Origin of the sequence: Neorhizobium sp. IRS_2294, assembly GCF_050500145.1 — a bacterium.
Classification (GTDB): domain Bacteria; phylum Pseudomonadota; class Alphaproteobacteria; order Rhizobiales; family Rhizobiaceae; genus Neorhizobium; species Neorhizobium soli.
On the sequence record NZ_CP191439.1, the window covers coordinates 2,571,796 to 2,590,587 of the forward strand.

23 protein-coding genes are annotated in these 18,792 nt (G+C 61.2%); 9 read left to right on the forward strand and 14 right to left on the reverse strand.

From position 1 onward, the window contains the following. Nucleotides 1–130 precede the first annotated feature (130 nt). A complete protein-coding gene (locus tag ACQY1K_RS12395; protein ID WP_430257499.1) occupies nt 131–280 on the forward strand; it encodes a hypothetical protein in 150 nt (49 codons plus the stop codon). 189 nt (nt 281–469) lie between these two features. Further along, nucleotides 470–1,045: a hypothetical protein gene (locus ACQY1K_RS12400; protein ID WP_430257500.1), complete on the forward strand. Its 576-nt coding sequence runs from the start codon at nt 470–472 to the stop codon at nt 1,043–1,045. 35 nt (nt 1,046–1,080) lie between these two features. Here the strand turns inward: ACQY1K_RS12400 and ACQY1K_RS12405 are convergent, their stop codons facing one another. Further along, nucleotides 1,081–1,497, reverse strand: coding sequence for a L,D-transpeptidase (locus ACQY1K_RS12405; protein ID WP_430259004.1), 417 nt, complete (start codon nt 1,495–1,497; stop codon nt 1,081–1,083). A gap of 210 nt (nt 1,498–1,707) precedes the next feature. After that, the gene (locus ACQY1K_RS12410) at nt 1,708–2,097 is read right to left on the reverse strand and encodes a RidA family protein (protein WP_062582616.1); all 390 of its coding nucleotides are present in this window, start codon (nt 2,095–2,097) and stop codon (nt 1,708–1,710) included. Between the two features lie 180 nt (nt 2,098–2,277). Here ACQY1K_RS12410 and ACQY1K_RS12415 point away from each other — a divergent pair, with 180 nt between their 5' ends. Beyond that, a complete protein-coding gene (locus ACQY1K_RS12415; RefSeq protein ID WP_325265822.1) occupies nt 2,278–3,318 on the forward strand; it encodes a phytanoyl-CoA dioxygenase family protein in 1,041 nt (346 codons plus the stop codon). A gap of 43 nt (nt 3,319–3,361) precedes the next feature. Here ACQY1K_RS12415 and ACQY1K_RS12420 read toward each other — a convergent pair whose 3' ends face one another. From ACQY1K_RS12420 to galE, 5 genes are all read right to left on the reverse strand, one after another. Further along, nucleotides 3,362–3,985 (reverse strand): alpha/beta hydrolase, encoded by a 624-nt coding sequence (locus ACQY1K_RS12420; RefSeq protein WP_430257501.1) that lies wholly within the window; start codon nt 3,983–3,985, stop codon nt 3,362–3,364. A gap of 11 nt (nt 3,986–3,996) precedes the next feature. Continuing rightward, complete coding sequence (locus ACQY1K_RS12425) at nt 3,997–4,926, reverse strand: VOC family protein (protein WP_430257502.1); 930 nt, start codon at nt 4,924–4,926, stop codon at nt 3,997–3,999. Nucleotides 4,927–5,069: 143 nt separating this feature from the next. Beyond that, nucleotides 5,070–5,762 (reverse strand): uracil-DNA glycosylase, encoded by a 693-nt coding sequence (gene ung / locus ACQY1K_RS12430; RefSeq protein WP_113109867.1) that lies wholly within the window; start codon nt 5,760–5,762, stop codon nt 5,070–5,072. An 11-nt stretch (nt 5,763–5,773) separates the two neighbouring features. Further along, nucleotides 5,774–6,169, reverse strand: a complete 396-nt coding sequence (locus ACQY1K_RS12435; protein ID WP_113109866.1) for a VOC family protein — start codon at nt 6,167–6,169, stop codon at nt 5,774–5,776. Between the two features lie 12 nt (nt 6,170–6,181). Beyond that, nucleotides 6,182–7,171, reverse strand: a complete 990-nt coding sequence (gene galE, locus ACQY1K_RS12440) for a UDP-glucose 4-epimerase GalE (protein WP_174196307.1) — start codon at nt 7,169–7,171, stop codon at nt 6,182–6,184. 193 nt (nt 7,172–7,364) lie between these two features. Between galE and ACQY1K_RS12445 the strand changes: the two genes are divergently transcribed. Then, nucleotides 7,365–7,721 (forward strand): YbaN family protein, encoded by a 357-nt coding sequence (locus tag ACQY1K_RS12445; protein ID WP_430257503.1) that lies wholly within the window; start codon nt 7,365–7,367, stop codon nt 7,719–7,721. 1 nt (nt 7,722) lies between these two features. On the opposite strand, the gene ACQY1K_RS12450 is transcribed toward ACQY1K_RS12445, so the two are convergent. From ACQY1K_RS12450 to ACQY1K_RS12460, 3 genes are read right to left on the reverse strand one after another with little or no spacing between them, the layout of a single operon-like run. Continuing rightward, nucleotides 7,723–8,505: a heme ABC transporter ATP-binding protein gene (locus ACQY1K_RS12450; RefSeq protein ID WP_430257504.1), complete on the reverse strand. Its 783-nt coding sequence runs from the start codon at nt 8,503–8,505 to the stop codon at nt 7,723–7,725. 22 nt (nt 8,506–8,527) lie between these two features. After that, a complete protein-coding gene (locus ACQY1K_RS12455; protein ID WP_430257505.1) occupies nt 8,528–9,616 on the reverse strand; it encodes a FecCD family ABC transporter permease in 1,089 nt (362 codons plus the stop codon). After that, nucleotides 9,616–10,515, reverse strand: coding sequence for a heme/hemin ABC transporter substrate-binding protein (locus ACQY1K_RS12460; RefSeq protein WP_430257506.1), 900 nt, complete (start codon nt 10,513–10,515; stop codon nt 9,616–9,618). Before ACQY1K_RS12460 ends, ACQY1K_RS12455 begins: the two co-directional genes overlap by 1 nt. Nucleotides 10,516–10,676: 161 nt before the next feature. Between ACQY1K_RS12460 and ACQY1K_RS12465 the strand changes: the two genes are divergently transcribed. Continuing rightward, nucleotides 10,677–11,024 carry an antibiotic biosynthesis monooxygenase family protein gene (locus tag ACQY1K_RS12465; protein ID WP_430257507.1) on the forward strand — a complete coding sequence of 116 codons (348 nt, stop codon included), beginning with the start codon at nt 10,677–10,679 and terminating at the stop codon, nt 11,022–11,024. A gap of 8 nt (nt 11,025–11,032) precedes the next feature. Beyond that, a complete protein-coding gene (hutX, locus tag ACQY1K_RS12470; RefSeq protein WP_062455138.1) occupies nt 11,033–11,557 on the forward strand; it encodes a heme utilization cystosolic carrier protein HutX in 525 nt (174 codons plus the stop codon). 78 nt (nt 11,558–11,635) lie between these two features. Here the strand turns inward: hutX and ACQY1K_RS12475 are convergent, their stop codons facing one another. Further along, a complete protein-coding gene (locus ACQY1K_RS12475) occupies nt 11,636–11,878 on the reverse strand; it encodes a hypothetical protein (RefSeq protein ID WP_062455136.1) in 243 nt (80 codons plus the stop codon). A gap of 245 nt (nt 11,879–12,123) precedes the next feature. On the opposite strand from ACQY1K_RS12475, the gene ACQY1K_RS12480 reads away from it, so the two are divergent. The 3 genes from ACQY1K_RS12480 (at nt 12,124) to ACQY1K_RS12490 (ending at nt 13,283) form a co-directional block, all read left to right on the forward strand. Continuing rightward, nucleotides 12,124–12,414 (forward strand): hypothetical protein, encoded by a 291-nt coding sequence (locus ACQY1K_RS12480; protein WP_062455134.1) that lies wholly within the window; start codon nt 12,124–12,126, stop codon nt 12,412–12,414. 128 nt (nt 12,415–12,542) lie between these two features. Further along, nucleotides 12,543–12,935 carry a DUF983 domain-containing protein gene (locus ACQY1K_RS12485; RefSeq protein ID WP_062455132.1) on the forward strand — a complete coding sequence of 131 codons (393 nt, stop codon included), beginning with the start codon at nt 12,543–12,545 and terminating at the stop codon, nt 12,933–12,935. A gap of 99 nt (nt 12,936–13,034) precedes the next feature. After that, the gene (locus ACQY1K_RS12490; RefSeq protein ID WP_139283784.1) at nt 13,035–13,283 is read left to right on the forward strand and encodes a hypothetical protein; all 249 of its coding nucleotides are present in this window, start codon (nt 13,035–13,037) and stop codon (nt 13,281–13,283) included. Nucleotides 13,284–13,612: 329 nt separating this feature from the next. On the opposite strand, the gene treY is transcribed toward ACQY1K_RS12490, so the two are convergent. The 3 genes from treY to ACQY1K_RS12505 form a co-directional block, all read right to left on the reverse strand. Then, on the reverse strand, nt 13,613–16,150 hold the full coding sequence (gene treY / locus ACQY1K_RS12495) for a malto-oligosyltrehalose synthase (RefSeq protein ID WP_430257508.1): 2,538 nt from the start codon (nt 16,148–16,150) through the stop codon (nt 13,613–13,615). After that, nucleotides 16,147–17,958 carry a malto-oligosyltrehalose trehalohydrolase gene (gene treZ / locus ACQY1K_RS12500; protein ID WP_430257509.1) on the reverse strand — a complete coding sequence of 604 codons (1,812 nt, stop codon included), beginning with the start codon at nt 17,956–17,958 and terminating at the stop codon, nt 16,147–16,149. The genes treY and treZ overlap by 4 nt, the downstream gene beginning before the upstream one ends. 129 nt (nt 17,959–18,087) lie before the next feature. Beyond that, nucleotides 18,088–18,774 carry a metallophosphoesterase family protein gene (locus ACQY1K_RS12505; RefSeq protein ID WP_062457815.1) on the reverse strand — a complete coding sequence of 229 codons (687 nt, stop codon included), beginning with the start codon at nt 18,772–18,774 and terminating at the stop codon, nt 18,088–18,090. Nucleotides 18,775–18,792: the final 18 nt, after the last annotated feature.

Here is an 18,792-nt window from a genome sequence, read left to right on the forward strand (position 1 = left end):
TTCAGCGAACGCCCCTGCGACTGCGCTATAAAACTTTTCTGCGCAGCTCGTGTATGTGAAAACATACTCATGAATTGGAGAGATCTTCGTGCTATGTGTGCGGGCCGAGGCAACCGATCGGGCAACCTGGATGAAGCCGATGATCAACCGCATTCTATGGGCGCTGGCCGCCCTCGCCTACGGTGTCGCCACCGTGGTCGCGTTTATCGTGCTTTTGCCCGCAGCGCTGATCCAGTCAGCCTTCTCCAAAAAAGTGATGGTCGAGGACCGCGAACGATAACTCGACGATTAGTCCTCGTCTCCGCAACCCCTTCAATGTCGACGATCGCAAACCATCGCGCCGAGGCGAGCGCGTGGAGCCTTTCGGCTGCTTTCTGGGCCGTTAAACTTTTCGTTAAGTTTTAGTGGCATTGTTCCAGTCTGAAACCTCAGAGATAGAGCCTTAAGTCCAAGCCTGAAAGAACGCGCGATGCGTAATGCGTTTTACATCGCCCTTCTGATGATGTCCCTCACGGCTTGCGCCTCCGCGCCGAGCCGGATCGGAGATGCCTGCGCGATTTTCGAGCAGAGAGACGGGCTTTTCAACAACTGGGCCCGCCAGGCGCGCGCAGCAAGCCGCGAATACGGCGTGCCGGTCCCGATCCTGATGGCGACGATCTACGTCGAGTTGAGTTTCCGCGCCCGCGCCCGCCCGCCGCGCAAATATGTGCTCGGCATCATTCCCTGGGGCCGTATCTCTTCGGCCTATGGCTACGCACAGGCGCTGGACGGAACCTGGGACGGTTACCGCAAATCGACGGGTCGCTGGGCCGCCAGCCGCAGTGACTTCGGCGATGCCATCCGCTTTGTCGGCTGGTATCACCACCAGAGCCATATCCGGAACAACATCCCCCTCAGCGATACCTACAACCTCTACCTCGCCTACTATACCGGCCACGGCGGCTATGAGCGCGGCCAGTTCGGCGGCGGGGTTCGCCAGACCGCAAAGAAATCCGCCGCCATGGCAGCCAGATACGAGGCGCAACTGCGCCGTTGCGGATACTGAACCTTGGTTCCCGTGCACGCTAAGCTGCACACGGCCTAATAGCCGACGACGATGCGGGTGTTAGCGGTTCCATACCGGCTCGTCAGCGCGAAAAAGGTTGCGGCATTTTCCGGATGCAGCCTGATACACCCATGGGAGGCTGGTCGACCCAGGCGCTTAGTATCGAACGTCGCATGCACGGCATAGCCGCCATTGTAGAACACGGCGAACGGCATTGGCGCGTTGTCGTACTTGCGCGACCTGTGGCTCCTCGACAGCCATTTTGCGCTCCAGCTGCCGAGCGGCGTGCTGTAGCCTTTCCGAGCGGTCGATACCGGCCAGCGGTAGACATCAACACCGTCTTCGCTCACCGTCATCGTCTGGGACGACAGGCTGACGCTGGCGACCAGGCTGGCGGACAGTGCGGACGACGCAAAGAAAAGCGCGCACGAAAACAGTGCAGCTCCAACCATGTAGTGGCGCATGAAATGTCCCCCGGAAAGCCCCTTACCCTGAAAGGACATCATCACTTTGCGAGAAACGTTTCAATATAGTCTAGCGTGCCCGTCGTTGATTATTTCGAATTTTGTTTAATCGGCACAGTAAATTTCGAAAACAAGGCATCAAATGACAAGATTATTACCATTTGATCCTGATAGTATCGTGGCAAAGCGAGATCCGCCCTAAAATACCTTTGCAGCCGTCACCTCGACCTCGACCAGAAATTCCGCGCGGGTGAATCCGCCGACGATGATCAGCGTCGAGACTGGCTTTGGGTCGAGCGTGAAACGATCGCGCACCGCCATGTAGGCCTGGAAGTCCTCGCGCCTCGTCACGAAGCCGGAAATGCGGATGACGTCGGCATAGGTCATCTTGGCCTCGTCAAGGATCGCCCCAATCGCCTTAAAGCAGAGTTCTGCCTGGGCGGTAACATCGGCCGGGATCGCATCGTCAAGGCCAATGCCGAGCTGGCCCGAGGTGACCAGCAGACTGGCGCCTGGCGGCACGAGCAGACCGTGATTGTAGGCGCCGAACGGCTGACGGACGGATGGCGGATTGAATGTCGTCTTCATCGAGGAATGCTACTCTCTTCAAAGCATGGCAATGGCGCACTAGACCTCTCAACGGCCGACGCTGCAAGCCAACCCTCCCCTGAAAACGAGCCTGGGACGGGGCAAAGAGCAGGCGACCTGATCCCTTGCGGCCTCAATGCCTGATGGTATGATCGCAGCGACGAAGATACGGGGTTGGGTATGGCGCAGCAGACAATTCAATGGTGGCGCTATCCGCGGCTGGCGCTTGGCATTCTTGGCAGCGACAAGTCGTTTCGCAAAAACCCGCTGATCGGCCATCCGCACCTGAACGAGCTTGGCCTGCATCGGGAGCGGGTGCGGATAGCCGCTTGGATGGCAGACTACCGTCGCCGCATCCTGGGGTCACAGGTCAGACCGGAGGAACGCAGCGCGTTTGATCGCGACGGGTTCGTGATCCGGCAAAACGCATTGCCGCAGGACGTCTTCCTGCGCATCCGGGATTTCCTCAAGAGCGAGCCTCTGCCGGCACGCGAGATGCGGCAGGGACAGGCGGTGACGCGGATGATTCCGATCGGCCCGACAGCGCTGAATCGCCTGCCGGATCTGGCTCGCTTCAGCCACAACCAGTCGATCGCCGGCCTCCTGCGCTATGTCGGCGGTGCCGGCGGCGATCCGATCCACTTCATCCAGACGGTGATTGCCGAACCGGCGCTGGCCAAGGCCGATCCGCAGACCGCACTGCACGCGGACACGTTTCACTCGACCTCCAAGGCCTGGCTGTTTCTCGATGATGTGGAGGCGGACAACGGTCCCTTCGTATTCGTGCCGGGCAGCCACAAGCTGACGGAAAAGCGGATCGAATGGGAATATCGGCAAAGCCTGATCGCCAGCACGGACAACCGCGCCCATCACGCGGACGGATCATTCCGCATCACGCCGGAAGAGCTGACCACGCTTGGTGATTTCGAGCCGAAGAAGGTGACTGTGCCGGCCAATACGCTTGTCGTTGCCGATACCTATGCGTTCCATTCGCGCGCGGTCAGCTTCAAGCACACGATGCGGGTCGAACTGCATGCCTATCACCGCACCAATCCGTTCTCGCCGCTGCCCTTCTCACCGCTGAGCCTGGTTCCCGGCCTGCACGACCGCCGCCTCGATCTCTATCTGGGGCATTCCGATCGCAAGGCAAAGCGCGCCGGCAGAAAGCCGACATGGCAGGATGTCGGCGAGTGCACGGCCTATTCCGAGCCGCATATCTGACGGTTCCGCCAAACTCGCGGATTTGCGGGCTCGGCGGACTTGTTTATTCGCTTCGGGCGCCGTAGGGCGCTAGGAACGTCTTGATCGCTTCGATCTCGTTCGGGCGGATCTCGTGGCCGCTGGCATGCCATTCCAGCGTGACCTCGTCACCGGCCGCGCGGAGATAATCCGCAAGTGCCTGCGTCTGCGGGACCGGGCAGATCGGATCCCGCTCGCCGGCGGTGATCAGCACATGCGCCTTTTCGCCCGTCGTGCGCTTAGGCGGCGTGAACGGGATGAGCGGATGCATCAGCACGCCCGCCTCGAACAGGCCGGGCCTTTCGATCATCACATTGGCAAGAATGTTGGCGCCGTTCGAAAATCCGAGGCCCAGCACGGTCGAGGATTCGTAGCGGTCGCGATTGGCCTCCACGAATTCCGACATCCGCTTGGTCGCACGGGCGAGATCGTCGAGATCGTAGACCCCTTCCGCCTTGCGTCGGAAAAAGCGCGCAGCGCCATGCTCGGCGACGTCGCCGCGCGGAGAGATGATCGTCGCGCCCGGAACGAGCCGGCTCGCAAAATCGAAGAACTGGTTCTCGTCGCCGCCCGTGCCGTGGAAGGTAAACAGGATCGGCGCACCGGGTGCACCGGGCCGCGCCCGGTGCTCATAACTGTCGAAACTCATCGTATCTCTCCTTAAGCCAGCGGCTCCAGATGCCCTTCGAGCACTGAGCGCATATGCTCGTGCTGGGTCGGCAGCTTCAGGGCCTCGCCCAGATGCGCGGTATCCTCGTCGCGGTCGAAACCGGGTTCATTGGTCGCGATCTCAAACAGCACGCCGCCGGGCGTGCGGAAGTAGATGGCCCAGAAGTAATCGCGGTCGATCACCGGCGTGACCTGGTACCCCGTATCCATCAGCGCCTTGCGGACTTCGAGCTGCTTTTCACGGTTTTCGACCGCAAAGGCCAGGTGATGCACGGAGCCGGCACCGAGACGGGCGCCCGAAATGTTCGGCATCGTCTCGACGTCGATAAAGTCGGCGCCGTTGCCGCCGGGCATGCCGAAGCGGGTGACACCGTCTCTCGCATCAACCTGCTCGTAGCCCATGAACTTCAAGAGCTCGGCATTGGCACCGTCGTCGCGCAGTCTGAGCGACGCTGAATGAAAGCCGCGGATCGCTTCGTCGGCACCGACGCCGTTGCCGGTCCACTGGGCACGGTCGTCATCCTTGACTTCGACCAGCGCAAACCCGTCGCCGTCGGGACCTGCAAACTGCAAGCGCTTTTCGCCGAAGGCTTCATCGGCCTTCAGACCATCGGCACCCGCTTTCGTCAGACGATCCGTCCAGTAGCCGAGCGAGCCCTGCGGCACGGAGAACACGGTCGTACCCACCTCGCCTGAGCCCGGACGACCCCTGGCGATATGCGGGAACGGGAAATAGGTCATGACCGAGCCGGGCGTGCCGATTTCGTCGCCGTAATAGAGATGGTAGACGTCAGGTGCGTCGAAGTTGACGGTCTTCTTGACCCGGCGCAGACCGAGCGTATCGGTGAAGAACCGGTTGTTGGTGGACGCGCTGGCCGCCATCGACGTGACGTGGTGGAGGCCCTTGATCTGGTTAATCATGTCAAACCCCTTTTCAATTTGTCGGCTCGGGAGCGAGCCGTTGTCTGGGGTGATAATTGGTGATCGGATGCGAATTGGATAGAGGATCACATCCGAACGAATTGTTCATTTTTCGTTGACGAGGTGACCGAAGCGTTCACCGCTCAGACGGTTTCCGGCAGCTCCCAGTCGACGGGATCCTTGCCGATGGACTGCAGATACTCATTCGCCTTGGAAAACGGCTTCGAGCCCAGAAACCCGTTATGGGCCGAGAGCGGCGACGGGTGGGCGGACTTGATGACGAGATGCCGTTCCTCATCGACAAAAGCCGCCTTCTTCTGGGCATAGGCTCCCCAGAGAATGAAGACGACGCCGTCGCATTCCTCGTTGACGGTGCGGATGACAGCGTCCGTGAAGCGTTCCCAACCCTTGCCCTGATGCGCCGCGGCCTTGCCCTCTTCCACGGTCAGCACGCTGTTTAAGAGCAGCACGCCCTGTTCGGCCCAGTGCTCAAGGAAACCGTGCTTTGCCGGCGCGATGCCGAGATCTGCTTCCATTTCCTTGTAGATGTTGACGAGTGACGGCGGGATACGAACACCGGGCCGGACGGAGAAGCACAGGCCATGTGCCTGTCCTTCGCCGTGATACGGGTCCTGTCCGAGGATCACCACCTTCACCTCATCGAGCGGCGTCAGGTCAAGTGCGCGAAAATACTCCGAACCCTTTGGAAAGATGAGCTTTCCCGCCTTCTTCTCGGACACAAGGAAGCTCTTGAGATCGGCCATATACGGATCTTCGAACTCGGTTTCGAGCGCGAATTTCCAGGTTTCCTCAAGCTTGATATCGCCGTCCGCCATACAGGTGTCCTTTAGGTGAAACGTCCGCCGCGCTGGATGACTTCGGTCCTGTAGCCATCCGGATCGGTGACGAAGAAGAATTTTGCAAACGGCCGGCCTTCATGCGGCATGTCCGCAAGCTTGCCCACCGTCAGGCCCAGTTCGGAGAAGCGCTTGTGTTCCGCCTCGACATCCTCGACCGTCACCGCCAGATGGCCGTAACCGTCTCCAAGGTTGTAGGGTTCAGAACGATTGCCGTTGACCGTCAGTTCCAGTTCGAAACCGGTTTCGAGATTGGAGAGGTAGATCAGCGTGAACCCTGCGAACGGCCGGCGATCGGCGACCTTCAGGCCGAACGCCTTGTCGTAGAACTCGACCGAGCGAGCTTCGTCCAGCACGCGGATCATCGAGTGCACCATCTTTGCCATGAGGGGCGCTCCCTATTGGAGGATGTGGTTGGACTTGGAGTGCCAGTCCCAGGCGGAGCGGATAATGTCTTCCAGGGAATATTGCGGCTCCCAGCCGAGCACGGCCTTGGCCTTGTCGTTGTTGGCGACGAGCGAGGTGGAATCGCCTTCGCGGCGGCCGACATATTCGACCGGGAACGGCTTGCCCGACACATCGGAGATGGCGTCCAGCAGTTCCTTGACAGTGGTGCCGGTGCCGGTGCCGAGATTGAGCTCGACCGTATCGCCGCCGGCGAGCAGGTAATCGACCGCGCGTACATGCGCGTCGGCCAGATCGAGCACGTGGATATAGTCGCGCACGCAGGTGCCGTCACGCGTGTCGTAATCGTCGCCGAACACCTTGAAGCCCTGGCGACGGCCAAGCGCCGCCTCGATGGCAAGCGGGATCGCATGGGTTTCTGGCGTATGCCATTCGCCGATCCGGCCTTCGAAATCGGCACCGGCCGCGTTGAAATAGCGCAGCATGACCGATTTCAGGTCCTTGTAGGTGCCGTAGTCCTTCAGCGCCTGCTCGATGATGAATTTGGTGCGGCCGTAAGGGTTGATCGGCGCCTGCTTGTGAGTCTCGTCCATCGGCACCCGGTCTGGAAGACCGTAAGTTGCGCAGGTCGAGGAGAACACGAAGGCCTTCACGCCAGCGTCGATCGCGGCCGACAGAAGCGTCAGCGCACCGATGACATTGTTGTCGTAGAAACCGACCGGGTTCTTGACGGATTCGCCGACTTCGATCAGCGCAGCGAAATGCAGGATGGCGTCCGGCTTGTGCTTGGCGAGCACTTCGTCGAGCCGTGCACGGTCGCGGATATCGCCCTGTTCGAGCTCGCCCCAACGGACAAATTCCGCATGGCCGTTGGAGAGATTGTCGAAGACGACGGGCTCGTAACCCCGGTCCGCCAGAACGAGGCACGTATGGGACCCGATATACCCTGCCCCACCAACGACAAGCACCTTTTTCTTAGACATCATCGCTCCTGCTTCTTCGAAATCGGCGGCACTATACCGACAGGGTTTCAAATGGGAAGGGTAGAGGCCATATCAGGGGTCCCGCTCCCCATGGCAGAACACCAGACAGCATCCCCGTGCAGTTGATTCTTTACATGAAGACGGGCGCCGCGAACTTGTCTATCCTCGTCAGCAGATTCCCGTAGGTCCTTTGATGCGTTACATCTTTCTCAGTCTCGGCTGGCTGTTCGTGGGTCTCGGCGTGATCGGCGCCTTCCTGCCGATCCTGCCGACGACGCCGTTCCTGCTGCTGGCCGTCGCCTGCTTTGCACGGTCCTCGCCAAGGCTGGAAGCCTGGCTGATGAACCACGCGACGCTCGGACCACCACTCCGGAACTGGCGCGAGCGCGGCGCGATTTCGCGCCGGGCAAAGGTCACGGCGATCTCGCTGATGGCCGTCAGCTATACAGGCTTTTGGTTCGGCTCGCACCCGGCAGCCTGGCTCGCCATTCTGGTTGCCGCGCTGATGATCGGCCCGGCCATCTTCATGCTGACGCGACCGGACGCCTGAGCTAGCGATGCCGCGACTGCGGCAGAACGTAAGGCACATGCGCTGCCGGCACGCGACCGACGGCACCGGCGATGCCATAGACGGAAGCAATCATCTCGTCGCTCACGGTGTCATGGCACGGACCTTCCGCCACCACGCAGCCGTGGTTGAGAACCACCAGATGGTCGGCAAATTCCGCAGCAAGGTTGAGGTCGTGCAGGATGGCGAGAACCATGCCGCCGGCGGCCGCAAAATCACGGGCGGTTTCGAGCACCGAAATCTGGTGGCCGAGATCGAGGCTGGCGGTCGGCTCGTCGAGGAACAGCGCGCAAGGAATGCCGTCGACCACCGGCTTCGGCACCTGCGCCAGCGCCCGAGCAAACTGGACACGCTGCTGCTCGCCGCCCGACATCGACGGATAGGGCCGGCTTTCGAAACCGCGCAGGCCCACGCGCGACAAGGCCTTGCGCGCTTCTTCGTCCGGATTGAGCGAACCATGCGCGACGGCACCCATGCGGGCGATCTCAAGCGCCGAGAAGGGAAAGGCCAGCTGCGTCGCCTGCGGCAGCACGGCCCGGCGCCTGGCCAGATCGGCCGGCTTGCAGGCGGCTACATCGGCACCGTAATAGGAAACATGCCCGCTATCCGGCACCATCTCACCGGACAGAACCTTCATCAGCGTCGATTTTCCGGCACCGTTCGGGCCGATCACCACGCTGAAACGGCCGGGCTCCAGCGTCAGGCTGACGCTGTCGATCAGCTTGCGACCGGCGCGGCTGACGGTGACGTTTTCTGCCCTGATCATGCCCGTCCTCCTCGTATGCCCCTCATGGCAGGTCCCGCATGCCGATGCCGTTGCGTCCGATCAGCAGAAACAGAAAGACCGGCGCGCCGAAGAGCGCGGTGATCACCCCGATCGGCAGTTCCGCGGGGGCGGCAACGGTACGTGCCACCGCATCGGCGATCAGAAGAAGCGCGCCGCCGCCAAGCGCCGAGCCCGGCAACAGAAACCGATGCGACGGCCCCATCGCAAGCCGCAACAGATGCGGCACCACGATGCCGACGAAACCGATCGATCCGGCGACGGCAACCGTCGAGCCGCAGGCCGCGGCAACCGCGACGATGACGATCCGCTTCAGCCGCTGCACCGGCACGCCCATGTGGAAGGCCGCGGCATCGCCGAGCACCAGCGCATCGAGACCGCGCGCGACGAAGGGGATGATCGCCATCACGAAGACGATAAACGGAAGGATCGACAGCACCCGCCCGTAGGTGGCACCGCCGAGCGAACCGAGGCTCCAGAACGTGATGTCGCGCAACTGCCGGTCATCGGCCATGACGATCAGAAGACCCATGAAGGCGCCCGACAGGGCACCGATCGCGATGCCGCAGAGGATCAGCGCCGTGGTCGAGGTTCGCCCGTCGCGGGTGGCGATGACGTAGAGCATCCAGGTGTTGATCAAGCCGCCGAAAAACGCCATCAGCGGCAGGAACTGGTTTCCGAGCAGCATCGAGAGCGGGGCAAGCACCGTGCCGCCGAGCACGATCGCCAGCACCGCCGCGAGCCCGGCACCGGATGTGACGCCGACAATGCCGGGATCGGCAAGCGGATTGCGAAACAGGCCCTGCATCATCGCACCTGAGACAGCCAGCCCCGCGCCGACCAGAAGGCCGAGCGCCGTGCGCGGCAGGCGGACGGCTTCGAGGATGACCCGTTCCTGGGTGGTGAGGCTGTCGCCGTTGCCGGTCAGGTAGGCGAAGAGATCGCGAAGGCCGACGCCGGTCGGGCCAACGCCGAGCGACAGAAGGCAGGCGGCGATCAGGAGCACTACGAGAAGGACGATGACCAGCACGCCCTGCGACGTGCGATCGCCCTCGCCCGTGTTGCGAAACGGCATGGCCAGCGTCTTCATCATCAGTGCATCGCATCCGGATAGAGTTTTTCGGCAAGCGCCCGGCCGGCGTCAGGCGTGCGCGGACCAAAGCCCAAGAGCAGCAACCCGTCCATCGAGATCAGCGCCTTCGACGCAGCGGCCGGCGTCGTCTGCATCGACGGCAGCGCGAACATCTCATCCGGCGTGGTCGAATGGTCGCCGCGTGACATGGAGAGGATCACGTCAGGAGCCGCGGCAATCACCGCCTCGTCGGACAGCGGCTTGTAGCCTTTGATCGAGGGCGCGGCATTGACGCCACCCGCCATTTCGATGATTGCGCCGGCTTCCGTATCGCCCCCCCCCGCCATCAGCCGCCCGTTGGCGACGGAGAGAACGAACAGTACCTTCTTCTTTTCGCCGGGAATTTTCGCGACATCGGCAGCGAGCGCTTTCAGTCCGTCCTCGGTGTTTGCGGCAAGTACCCCCGCCTTGTCGGCAAGGCCGACGGCCGCACCGACGTCGCGGATCTTCTGGCCGATCTTTGCCGCATCCGGCGGTGTCGGGATGACCACGACAGGGATCTCGCTGGCCTTGAGGATCTCCAGCACCGGCGGCGGGCCGGACCCCTCTTCCATCAGAATGAGATCCGGTTTCTGGCCCAGAATACCCTCGGCAGAGAGTGCCCTGATATAGCCGACGTCAGGCTTGGAATTTGCGGCGGCAGGATAGGAACTGGTGGAATCTCGCGCTACAATACGGTCCTCGGCGCCCAGATCGTAGAGGATTTCGGTGATCGTGCCGCCGATCGAAACGATGCGCCGGGCGTCCGGATTGCCCGTTTCCGATGCCGTGGCGCTGCTGAATGCGACCGCGGAGGTGACGATGGCAAGCGCGATCAGACGTGTAACGCTTGGTGAGGAAGCCCGGAGAGAGAAAACCATGAGACCCGCCCTTGTGATACCAGAGGGCAAACTCGGTTGCGATGCGATCCGCCCCAGCCGCCCTATAACTTGAGTTGACTAGACAAGTTTTTTCCGGTTTTCAAGACAGGCATCAAGAGATAACTTGAGTGCGAAGTGAAACTTATGTGAGGATTGATTCCATGTACATCGCCATGAACCGTTTCCGCGTCGTGCCGGGCTTCGAGCAAGCGTTTGAAGACATGTGGAAAAGCCGCCAGGGCCGGCTTGCCGAAGTGCCAGGCTATCTCGAGTTTCACATGCTGAAGGGACCGAAGGCCGACGATCACACGCTCTATGCCTCCCACACGCTCTGGGAAACCGTCGAACATTTCCAGGCCTGGACAAAGTCCGAACAGTTCCGTGCAGCCCATGCCAATGCCGGCCAGAACCGCGGCGAGGTCGAATACCTCTCCGGCCCGCAGTTTGAAGGTTTCGAAGTCATCATCAGTGAAGACAAGAACGGCGTCCGCGCCGCCGACGCAGCCTGAGGTCCGCAATGGACACCCACTCGGAGATCGCGCCCGACCGCCGCGAACGCGCGCTCAAAGCCCTCTCAGAAAAGCCCGACGGCGTCGTTGAATCGATTGCAGCAGGCGCCGGTGTGACGGCGGCAGAAATCCTGGCAGTCCTGCCGGAGGGGTCGGCCGTCATTGCCGGCAAGGAACGCTTCGACGAAATCTGGTCGGAGCTGACCACCTGGGGCGTCGTGCTGTTTCTCGTTCACACGGAGGACGTGGTGGCCGAGATCGACGGCATCCTTCCGGCCGGATCGGAAAGCCACGGCTGGTTCAACATCCATGGCGACAGCCCGATCGGTGGCCACATCCGCAAGGACAACTGCGCCTCTATCACCTTCGTCGACCGTGCGTTCCATGGTCGCCGTTCCTGCTCGGTCTGGTTCATGAACCAGAAGGGCGCCGCCATGTTCAAGGTTTTCGTCAAGCGCGACGCTGGCCGTGAACTGATGGCGGATCAGCTGGTGAAATTCGAGGCTTTGCGCGATCGTTACGCGAGCCTGTAAGTGATGTAGGTTCGGATTGGATAATTTCCGAACCTACACGATTTGCGCAGCAGCGCGGATCAGCGGACAACAGGCTCCTTAAAGAGCCGGCACCCATTTCCAGAACACGCCTTCCAATCTTTCCGGATAATATTTGAACTCGCACTCGAGTTTTCGGCCGTAGGTTTCGGCCTGCGACAACGCCTCGGCACTGACAGGGCTCATGCCCGTCCCTGGCGCAAACCAGTCTTCCAGAAGATCTTCCGGCACATAGATGCCGGTCCTCAGAGGCAACGCCGTTAAGGCAGCATCGAGTTCTGCGGGTATCGTCCGTGGCGCCATTGTTTCATCCCTTCGATCGTTGATTGGAATCGAGCTCGATCTGTGAGCTTTCAGGAGGTTGTCCGTTTACAAGAATGCCCCACTGACGCCGTTGCGTCGAGAAGAAATGGCGCCCGCGGTTCCCGCTCGCCCGCTGCCGACGGCATGAGCGCACAGGCAGAATGGTTCAATCTAGCCAAAAGCGCTCTGGACCCTAAGTTGGATAGAGGTGGGTGCAGCGTGTGCTAACCAATGAGGATAATGTCATGAAAATCGTCGCCTTCTCTGCCGGCCTTCTGGGACTTGCCCTGGCGCTCAGCAGTTGCACGACCGCCGGCGCCAGTGGTGGCGGATCTGACATTGCCCCGATCAAGGGGAGCATCACCTATGGCGGCCAGCCGCGTTCGAAGCTGACCAAATCCCCCATCGGCAGCACGTTTCCGCATGAGTTCATCGACCAGTTCGGCGACCGGGTGAGCGAGACCTATGTGATCGAGCCGGACCGCAGCCTGCGCATCATCGATCGGCACGTGATTTCAGAGTCTTTCTCCGACTAGAGGGCGCCCCGCGATCAACTTTCGTCGGGCGAGGCAGATTGACGCGCCTCACGCGCGCCTCTTGTGGGTTGCAGCCGTTGCACCTATTCCGTGTCGGGTAGATCGACATGGCATGATTGGGAGGCAACATGGCAGACGACGGGAACTGGGCGCCGCTTTCGCCTTACGCAACGGGCGTGCGAGGGCGCTGCCCGCGCTGCGGCCAGGGCCATCTCTTCAAGGGCTTTCTGACGATCAGGCCGCGATGCGAAGCGTGCGGGCTTGATTACGCCTTTGCGGATCCCGCAGACGGTCCGGCCTTCTTCGTGATCTGCTTTGCCTGCGTGCCCTCGGTGGCACTCGCAGTGTGGATCGAGACGGTTTTTTCGCCGCCGTTCTGGGTGCATCTTCTCATCTCTCTCCCCTTCCTGCTTCTGACCTGCATCCTGCCGTTGCGACCGCTGAAAGGCTGGCTTGTCGCCAGCCAATATATCTACCGGGCGCGGGAGGGCAGATTGCAAGGAAGCCCGAACGACGTCTGATTCTGGTGCGACCGGGTGGTCTCCGACTGCCGCTCGTCGCGCGAGTACCGGAACAATTTCCCGCGCCAACCATTCGACATGACAAGCAAGGAGCCTGTCATGCCGGAAATGCAAGAGACTGAGACGGAAGCACAGCGGCGGTCGCTGGCGCTTGAGGGCGCAATGCTGCTGATGATCGACGGCCTTGCCGCAAGAGGCACCATTTCGGTGGATGAGGCAGAAGACATGCTTCGCATCCTGTCCACAAGCTCCGACGGATCGGCCCTCCGAGCCAACAATTCCCTGCGCGTCGTCAACCAGCTGAAGCGGTTGCGCCGGGGCGATGGCAGTGCAGCACCCGGCGCCTGAGGCGGACTCACATCTGTCGACGCAGAGATCACGTTTTCAGGAACCTTTTTTACGCCTCACCGTTCACCTCCCAACAGCAAAAGGAGACACTATCATGAATAGCATCGTATGGTTGGTAGGCGCAGTCGTCATCGTAATCGCGGTTCTGAACCTCGTTGGATTCGCTTGATTTGATTGCCCTTTTCCACTGAACTTCAAGTTCAGGTGGAGAAACAAAAAGGCGCCGGTTCTGATCGAACCGGCGCCTTTTTCGTATCTGTGACGTCCCGCCTGGGTAGGTCACTGCCCGCCGTCACTTCGGCGAGCAGTGTGATTAGATGAGGGCTCGCCTATTCGGCAGTCAGCAGTGCAAACGGATGATCGGCAAAGGCGAGGTTGACGGCGATGCTGTCCTTGGCCTCGATATCCTTGCCGGTGGAGAGATCGCGGTAGCGACGGTTGGCGAGCTGTGCAGGCAGCTCCACTTCCGTCTCCGCCCAGCGCTCGCCCCGTGACGGATAGACGTCGCCGTTGAGCGCGCCGAAGACCAGCCGCGGTACGATCACGATCACGGCTTGATCGCCATCGGTGCGGGCGAAGGCCAGGATGTTTTCGGCCCGGTTTCCGGTCGCCTTGAGCGGCATGTAGTCGCCCTTGCGGAACAGGTCCGGCGCGTCGCGACGCTGGTGCAGCAGACGCTGGATCAGGTGCTGTTTCAGCCGTCCGCTCAACCATCCGTCCTCTGTCGAGGAGTCCGGATTGTCGTTCTCCGCAGGGAGGTCCTGCAGCATGGCGAAATCCGGTTCGCGACGGTTGTCGGGGTCGACAAGGCTGAAATCGAGGGCTTCACTGCCCTGATAGATGTCAGGCACGCCCGGTGCCGTCAGCTTGACGATCGTCTGGGTCAGGCTGTTGACCAGACCGGCCCGGATGAAGGGCTGGAGCGCCGAGGAGAAGTCCGCCAGGAATTCCTGGTTTTTCGGCGACAGCATGTAACGGGCGTAGTCGAGCACAGCTTTCTCGTACGCCTCGTTGCTGTCGCCCCAGTTGGTGCGCAGCTTGGCTTCCTTGATCGACTTCTCGACATAGGCAAGGAAACGCTCCTCGAGTGCCTTGAGGCCGGTCTCGTCCTTCGGCTGCAGCATCGTCGGCCAGACGCCTGCGAGCGCCTGATAGAGCATCCATTCGACCGCAGGCTCCGGTGCCGGGCCATCATCCAGCGAGACAACCTTCGTCTCGTTCATCTTGCGCCAGCGGGCAATGCATTCCGACCAGAGTTCCGGCGCCTCGGTCAGCACGTAGAGACGGGCACGGGCATCTTCGCCGCGCTTGGTGTCGTGCGTGGATGTCCCAGACAGCGCATCCGGCTGACGCTGCAGCCTTGTTTCCATGTCGTGGTGGAAACGCTCGATCGAGAAATCGCGCGGCAGCGGTTCGGCGCCGACTTCGTTGAGTGCAAGCGCCATATGCTGACGGAAGAACAGCGTGTCCTCGACGGACTTTGCCATCAGCGGGCCGGTCAGCTGCTGGAAGCGGGTGCGGAAATTCGCCGCATCATGAGAGGCCTTCTCGGAGACGTCGTTGCCGAGGATGCGGGTGATCAGATCGAGGCCTGCCTGATCCGGCGCATTCGGTCCCTGTTTGACCTTGTCGACGACGCTCTTCAGCATCTCGTGGCCTTCCGGCGGCAGACCTGTTTCCGTCCCGTAGGTCCGGTAGACCGGGAATGCGACCAGCAGTTCGCGCAGTGCAGACCTCGTGGTTTTCTCGTCCACGCTGATGCCATCCGTGTTGGCGATCGCGACGGCAAGTTTCAGCAGCGTCGTGAACTCGCCCTCGAAGTTCTTGTCGGCCATCAGAAGCTTGGCAGCGCGCAGTTCGGCCGCCATGTCGACCGGCTTGCCGACAACGTCGTCATAGGCTTTGCGCAGACCGTCGATCTTTGCGCCGTCCACAAGAGCGTCGGACAGCGAGGCGATGAACTCGTAACCCGTCGTGCCTGAGATCGGCCAGTCACTCGGGATGTGCTCACCTTCGCCGAGGATCTTTTCAACGGTGATGTAGCAATCGGGACCAGCTTCCTGGCGCAGAAGCTCGATATAGGCCTTTGGATCGGCGAGACCGTCCACGTGGTCCACGCGCAGACCGTCGACGGCGCCGGAGTGAACCAGTTCGAGGATCAGGCGGTGGGTGTCGTCAAATACCTGTCTGTCTTCGACGCGGACGCCGGCAAGGCCGGTGATCTCGAAGAAGCGGCGGTAGGAGAGATCGCGCGGCGCTTCCCGCCACGACATCAGCCGGTAGGGCTGGCGCTCGTGCAGTTCGACAAGTGATGCCTTGTCGGTAAGTTTGATCACCTCGGTTTCGCGGCCCTGATAGGTTTCCGGCGCAAGCGGATAGTAGCTGTCGTAATAGGCGAAAGCCGGCTTGCCGGTCTTCGGGTCGGGCTTCACCGAGATATCGCCATTGGAAAGTGCGGTCTCGAACGAGTCGCCGAGGAAAGGCAGCGTCAGCGGGCGCGACCAGTTGATGTCGAAATGCTTTGCGAACCGGCTGTTCTGGCCATTTTCGATAACATCGCGCCACCACGTGTTTTCAAGCGAAGCGGCCATGTGGTTGGGAACGATATCGAGGATCAGGCCAAGACCTGCGTCCTTCAACGTTTTCACCATGCGATCGAAGCCTTCGCGACCGCCGATCGATGGCTCGATCTCGTTAGCGTCGGTCACGTCATAGCCATGGGTTGACTCCGACGTGGCCGTGAAGATCGGCGACGCGTAGAGGTGGCTGATGCCGAGGCGCTTCATGTAAGGCACGAGCTCACTCGCGCGATCGAAGGTCATGCCGTTGCGAAACTGGATACGGTAGGTCGATGTGGGGATTTTCACTTGGTGTCTCCGGCGGGCGCGAGGCGGACGATGATAGAGTTCTGGGGCAGATCCGGCGTTTCGGACGGCCAGGCAAAGAGCGTCTCACCCGGCAGATCGGGAAGCGGCTGCGCCTTTTCGCCGATGTTGAGCGCGATCGACAACGTGCCTTTCGGGAAAGTCCAGCTAACGGCCAGGAAGCCCTCGCCGGTCTTCAGAACCTTGCCTGAGTTGCCGGTGGCCGTTGCAAGCATCGGCACGATGTGCTGCTGGCGAAGGGAAAGCAGTTCCTTCGTCAGCGCAAGCCACTCCTTGCCATCGCGGCTATCGTGCTTCTTCCAGTCGAGCTTGGAGGCGTCGAAGGTCGTCTTGGCATTCGGATCGGGGACGACATCGCCCTCGTGGCCGGCATGGCCCTGGAATTCCTTCGCGCGGCCCTCGCGCACGGCCTTGGCAAGGTCGCCGTGGAAATCGGTGAAGAACAGGAACGGGTTCGTCTCACCATATTCCTCGCCCATGAACAGAAGCGGGATATGCGGTGAGAACAGAAGCGAGGCGTAAAGGACCTTCGTACGATCGGCACCGGCAAGCTCGATCAGACGTTCGCCCTCGGCGCGGTTGCCGACCTGGTCGTGGTTCTGGATGAAATCCACAAAAGCGACGGGCGGCTGGCTTGCGCTTTTCACGCCGCGCTTTTCGCCGGCATGCGGCGAGACTTCGCCCTGATAGGCAAACCCTTCGGCCAGAACCCGGGCGACGAGCTTTTCCGGCTGCTTGGCGAAATCCTCGTAATAGGCGTGCGTTTCGCCGGTCGCGAAAACATGGACGGCATTGTGAAAGTCGTCGTTCCACTCCGCGGTAAACAGAGGTGCGTTGCCGTCTTCGTCGCGCGGATGCAGGTCGATGATGTTGCGGGCATCCTCGGTCGTCAGGTGGATCGGCCGGTCGGTAATCTCGGCGCGGATGCGCTCGGCGATCTCGTTCAGCACGTGGCTGTCGGAAATATCCTCGATCTGGTCGATCGCATCGAAGCGAAGGCCGTCGAAATTGTATTCATGCAGCCAGTAGAGCGCGGCCTCAACGATGTAGCGGCGGGTCGCATCGACGTCATAGGCGATGGCCGCACCCCACGGTGTCTGACGCTCCTTGTGGAAGAAGTCGGGCGCCAGAAGCGGCAGATAATTGCCCTCGGGGCCGAAATGATTGAGCACGAGGTCAAGCACAATGGAGATGCCATGCGCGTGAGCGGCATCGACGAAGGCTTTGACATCATCGGGCGAGCCATAAGCGGCATGCGGCGCATAAAGAAGAACGCCGTCGTAACCCCAGCCACGGTTGCCGCCGAACTGCGCAATCGGCAGGATCTCGACCATGGTGATGCCGAGTTCGGCGAGATAAGGCAGCTTCTCGATCGCCGAGCGGAACGTGCCGTCAGGGGTGAAGGTGCCGACATGCATCTCGTAAACGACGGTTTCTTCCCAGGGGCGACCGGTCCACTCCGTTGTCTGCCAGTCGTAACTGGTCGGATCGATGACAAGCGAAGCTCCGTTGACCTCGGACTTCTGGGCACGGGATGCGGGATCGGCGACAGCGGTACCATCGGCCAGCACGTAGTTGTATTCCGCGCCTGGTTCGACGCCGGTTGCCAGGATCTCGAACCATCCGTCGTCGCTGCGGCTCATCTCGGCATCCTTGCCGTCGAGACGGAGCATGACCGTTTCCTGGCCCGGAGCCCAGAGACGGAACCTTACCTCGCCAGCGGCGACATATTCCGCTCCCCAGGTTTTCGGAAAGCTTCGGAGTTCGGCGACGGCATTGACGTCCGACATGGGGTCCCTTTCATCAGGTTGAGAGCGACCGGCAAACGAGTGAAAGGCGTGACAGTTCCATCATGGAACAGGCAAACCTTTCACGATCAGTGATTTTCACAGGCTGATGTTTTTCAGCCTGGAAAGCGCTCAGAGATCGAGCAGCGCATAAGGCCGACCTGTCGGCTTTTCGATATGCGAAGCAACGTTATAGACCGGCGCGCCGCCCGGTGTCCTGCCTTCGTAGCGGCCGCGGTGGGCATGGCCGTGGACAACGGCCTTGACCGGGAAGCGGTCGATCGTTTCGGCCAGACGCGACGAGCCGAGGAAGGGGAAGATTTCCTCCGGTTCGCCTTCCACCGTCTCGCGGATCGGAGCGTAGTGGAGCACGACCATGGCGCGTTCGGAGCGAACCTGACGCAGCGCGTTTTCGAGCCGCATCGTTTCCTCGACGCTTTCGGCCACCATCGCCTTGATCGCCGGCTCGCCGAAGGAACCCAGCATGTGACGCCCGAAGCCACCGGCAAAACCCTTGGCTCCGGCGAAACCGACGCCGTTGATTTCGACTGCCTGACCTTCAAGAAGGTGAACGCCGGCGTCCTTTAGGATGTGGGTGACTTCCTCGACGCAGCCACATTCATAATCGTGGTTGCCGAGTACGGCGACCATCGGGATCGAGCATGAGCGCAGATCGGCGGCAAGCAGTTCGGCTTCCTTGACCTTGCCAAGGTCGGTCAGGTCCCCGGTCAGGACCAGAATGTCCGCCTCCTGCGAGATCTCGGCAAACAGGTCCTTGTAGGATTCCGAGCCGTGTTCCTTGACGTGGAGATCGCCCATGGCAGCGATACGCTGCAG

Bases quoted from the DNA above. Each gene is read 5' to 3' on its own strand.
- ACQY1K_RS12395 (WP_430257499.1), top strand. From the start codon at position 131: ATGAAGCCGATGATCAACCGCATTCTATGGGCGCTGGCCGCCCTCGCC.
- ACQY1K_RS12400 (WP_430257500.1), top strand. From the start codon at position 470: ATGCGTAATGCGTTTTACATCGCCCTTCTGATGATGTCCCTCACGGCT.
- ACQY1K_RS12405 (WP_430259004.1), bottom strand. From the start codon at position 1,497: ATGGTTGGAGCTGCACTGTTTTCGTGCGCGCTTTTCTTTGCGTCGTCC.
- ACQY1K_RS12410 (WP_062582616.1), bottom strand. From the start codon at position 2,097: ATGAAGACGACATTCAATCCGCCATCCGTCCGTCAGCCGTTCGGCGCC.
- ACQY1K_RS12415 (WP_325265822.1), top strand. From the start codon at position 2,278: ATGGCGCAGCAGACAATTCAATGGTGGCGCTATCCGCGGCTGGCGCTT.
- ACQY1K_RS12420 (WP_430257501.1), bottom strand. From the start codon at position 3,985: ATGAGTTTCGACAGTTATGAGCACCGGGCGCGGCCCGGTGCACCCGGT.
- ACQY1K_RS12425 (WP_430257502.1), bottom strand. From the start codon at position 4,926: ATGATTAACCAGATCAAGGGCCTCCACCACGTCACGTCGATGGCGGCC.
- ung (WP_113109867.1), bottom strand. From the start codon at position 5,762: ATGGCGGACGGCGATATCAAGCTTGAGGAAACCTGGAAATTCGCGCTC.
- ACQY1K_RS12435 (WP_113109866.1), bottom strand. From the start codon at position 6,169: ATGGCAAAGATGGTGCACTCGATGATCCGCGTGCTGGACGAAGCTCGC.
- galE (WP_174196307.1), bottom strand. From the start codon at position 7,171: ATGTCTAAGAAAAAGGTGCTTGTCGTTGGTGGGGCAGGGTATATCGGG.
- ACQY1K_RS12445 (WP_430257503.1), top strand. From the start codon at position 7,365: ATGCGTTACATCTTTCTCAGTCTCGGCTGGCTGTTCGTGGGTCTCGGC.
- ACQY1K_RS12450 (WP_430257504.1), bottom strand. From the start codon at position 8,505: ATGATCAGGGCAGAAAACGTCACCGTCAGCCGCGCCGGTCGCAAGCTG.
- ACQY1K_RS12455 (WP_430257505.1), bottom strand. From the start codon at position 9,616: ATGATGAAGACGCTGGCCATGCCGTTTCGCAACACGGGCGAGGGCGAT.
- ACQY1K_RS12460 (WP_430257506.1), bottom strand. From the start codon at position 10,515: ATGGTTTTCTCTCTCCGGGCTTCCTCACCAAGCGTTACACGTCTGATC.
- ACQY1K_RS12465 (WP_430257507.1), top strand. From the start codon at position 10,677: ATGTACATCGCCATGAACCGTTTCCGCGTCGTGCCGGGCTTCGAGCAA.
- hutX (WP_062455138.1), top strand. From the start codon at position 11,033: ATGGACACCCACTCGGAGATCGCGCCCGACCGCCGCGAACGCGCGCTC.
- ACQY1K_RS12475 (WP_062455136.1), bottom strand. From the start codon at position 11,878: ATGGCGCCACGGACGATACCCGCAGAACTCGATGCTGCCTTAACGGCG.
- ACQY1K_RS12480 (WP_062455134.1), top strand. From the start codon at position 12,124: ATGAAAATCGTCGCCTTCTCTGCCGGCCTTCTGGGACTTGCCCTGGCG.
- ACQY1K_RS12485 (WP_062455132.1), top strand. From the start codon at position 12,543: ATGGCAGACGACGGGAACTGGGCGCCGCTTTCGCCTTACGCAACGGGC.
- ACQY1K_RS12490 (WP_139283784.1), top strand. From the start codon at position 13,035: ATGCCGGAAATGCAAGAGACTGAGACGGAAGCACAGCGGCGGTCGCTG.
- treZ (WP_430257509.1), bottom strand. From the start codon at position 17,958: ATGTCGGACGTCAATGCCGTCGCCGAACTCCGAAGCTTTCCGAAAACC.
- ACQY1K_RS12505 (WP_062457815.1), bottom strand. From the start codon at position 18,774: ATGGGCGATCTCCACGTCAAGGAACACGGCTCGGAATCCTACAAGGAC.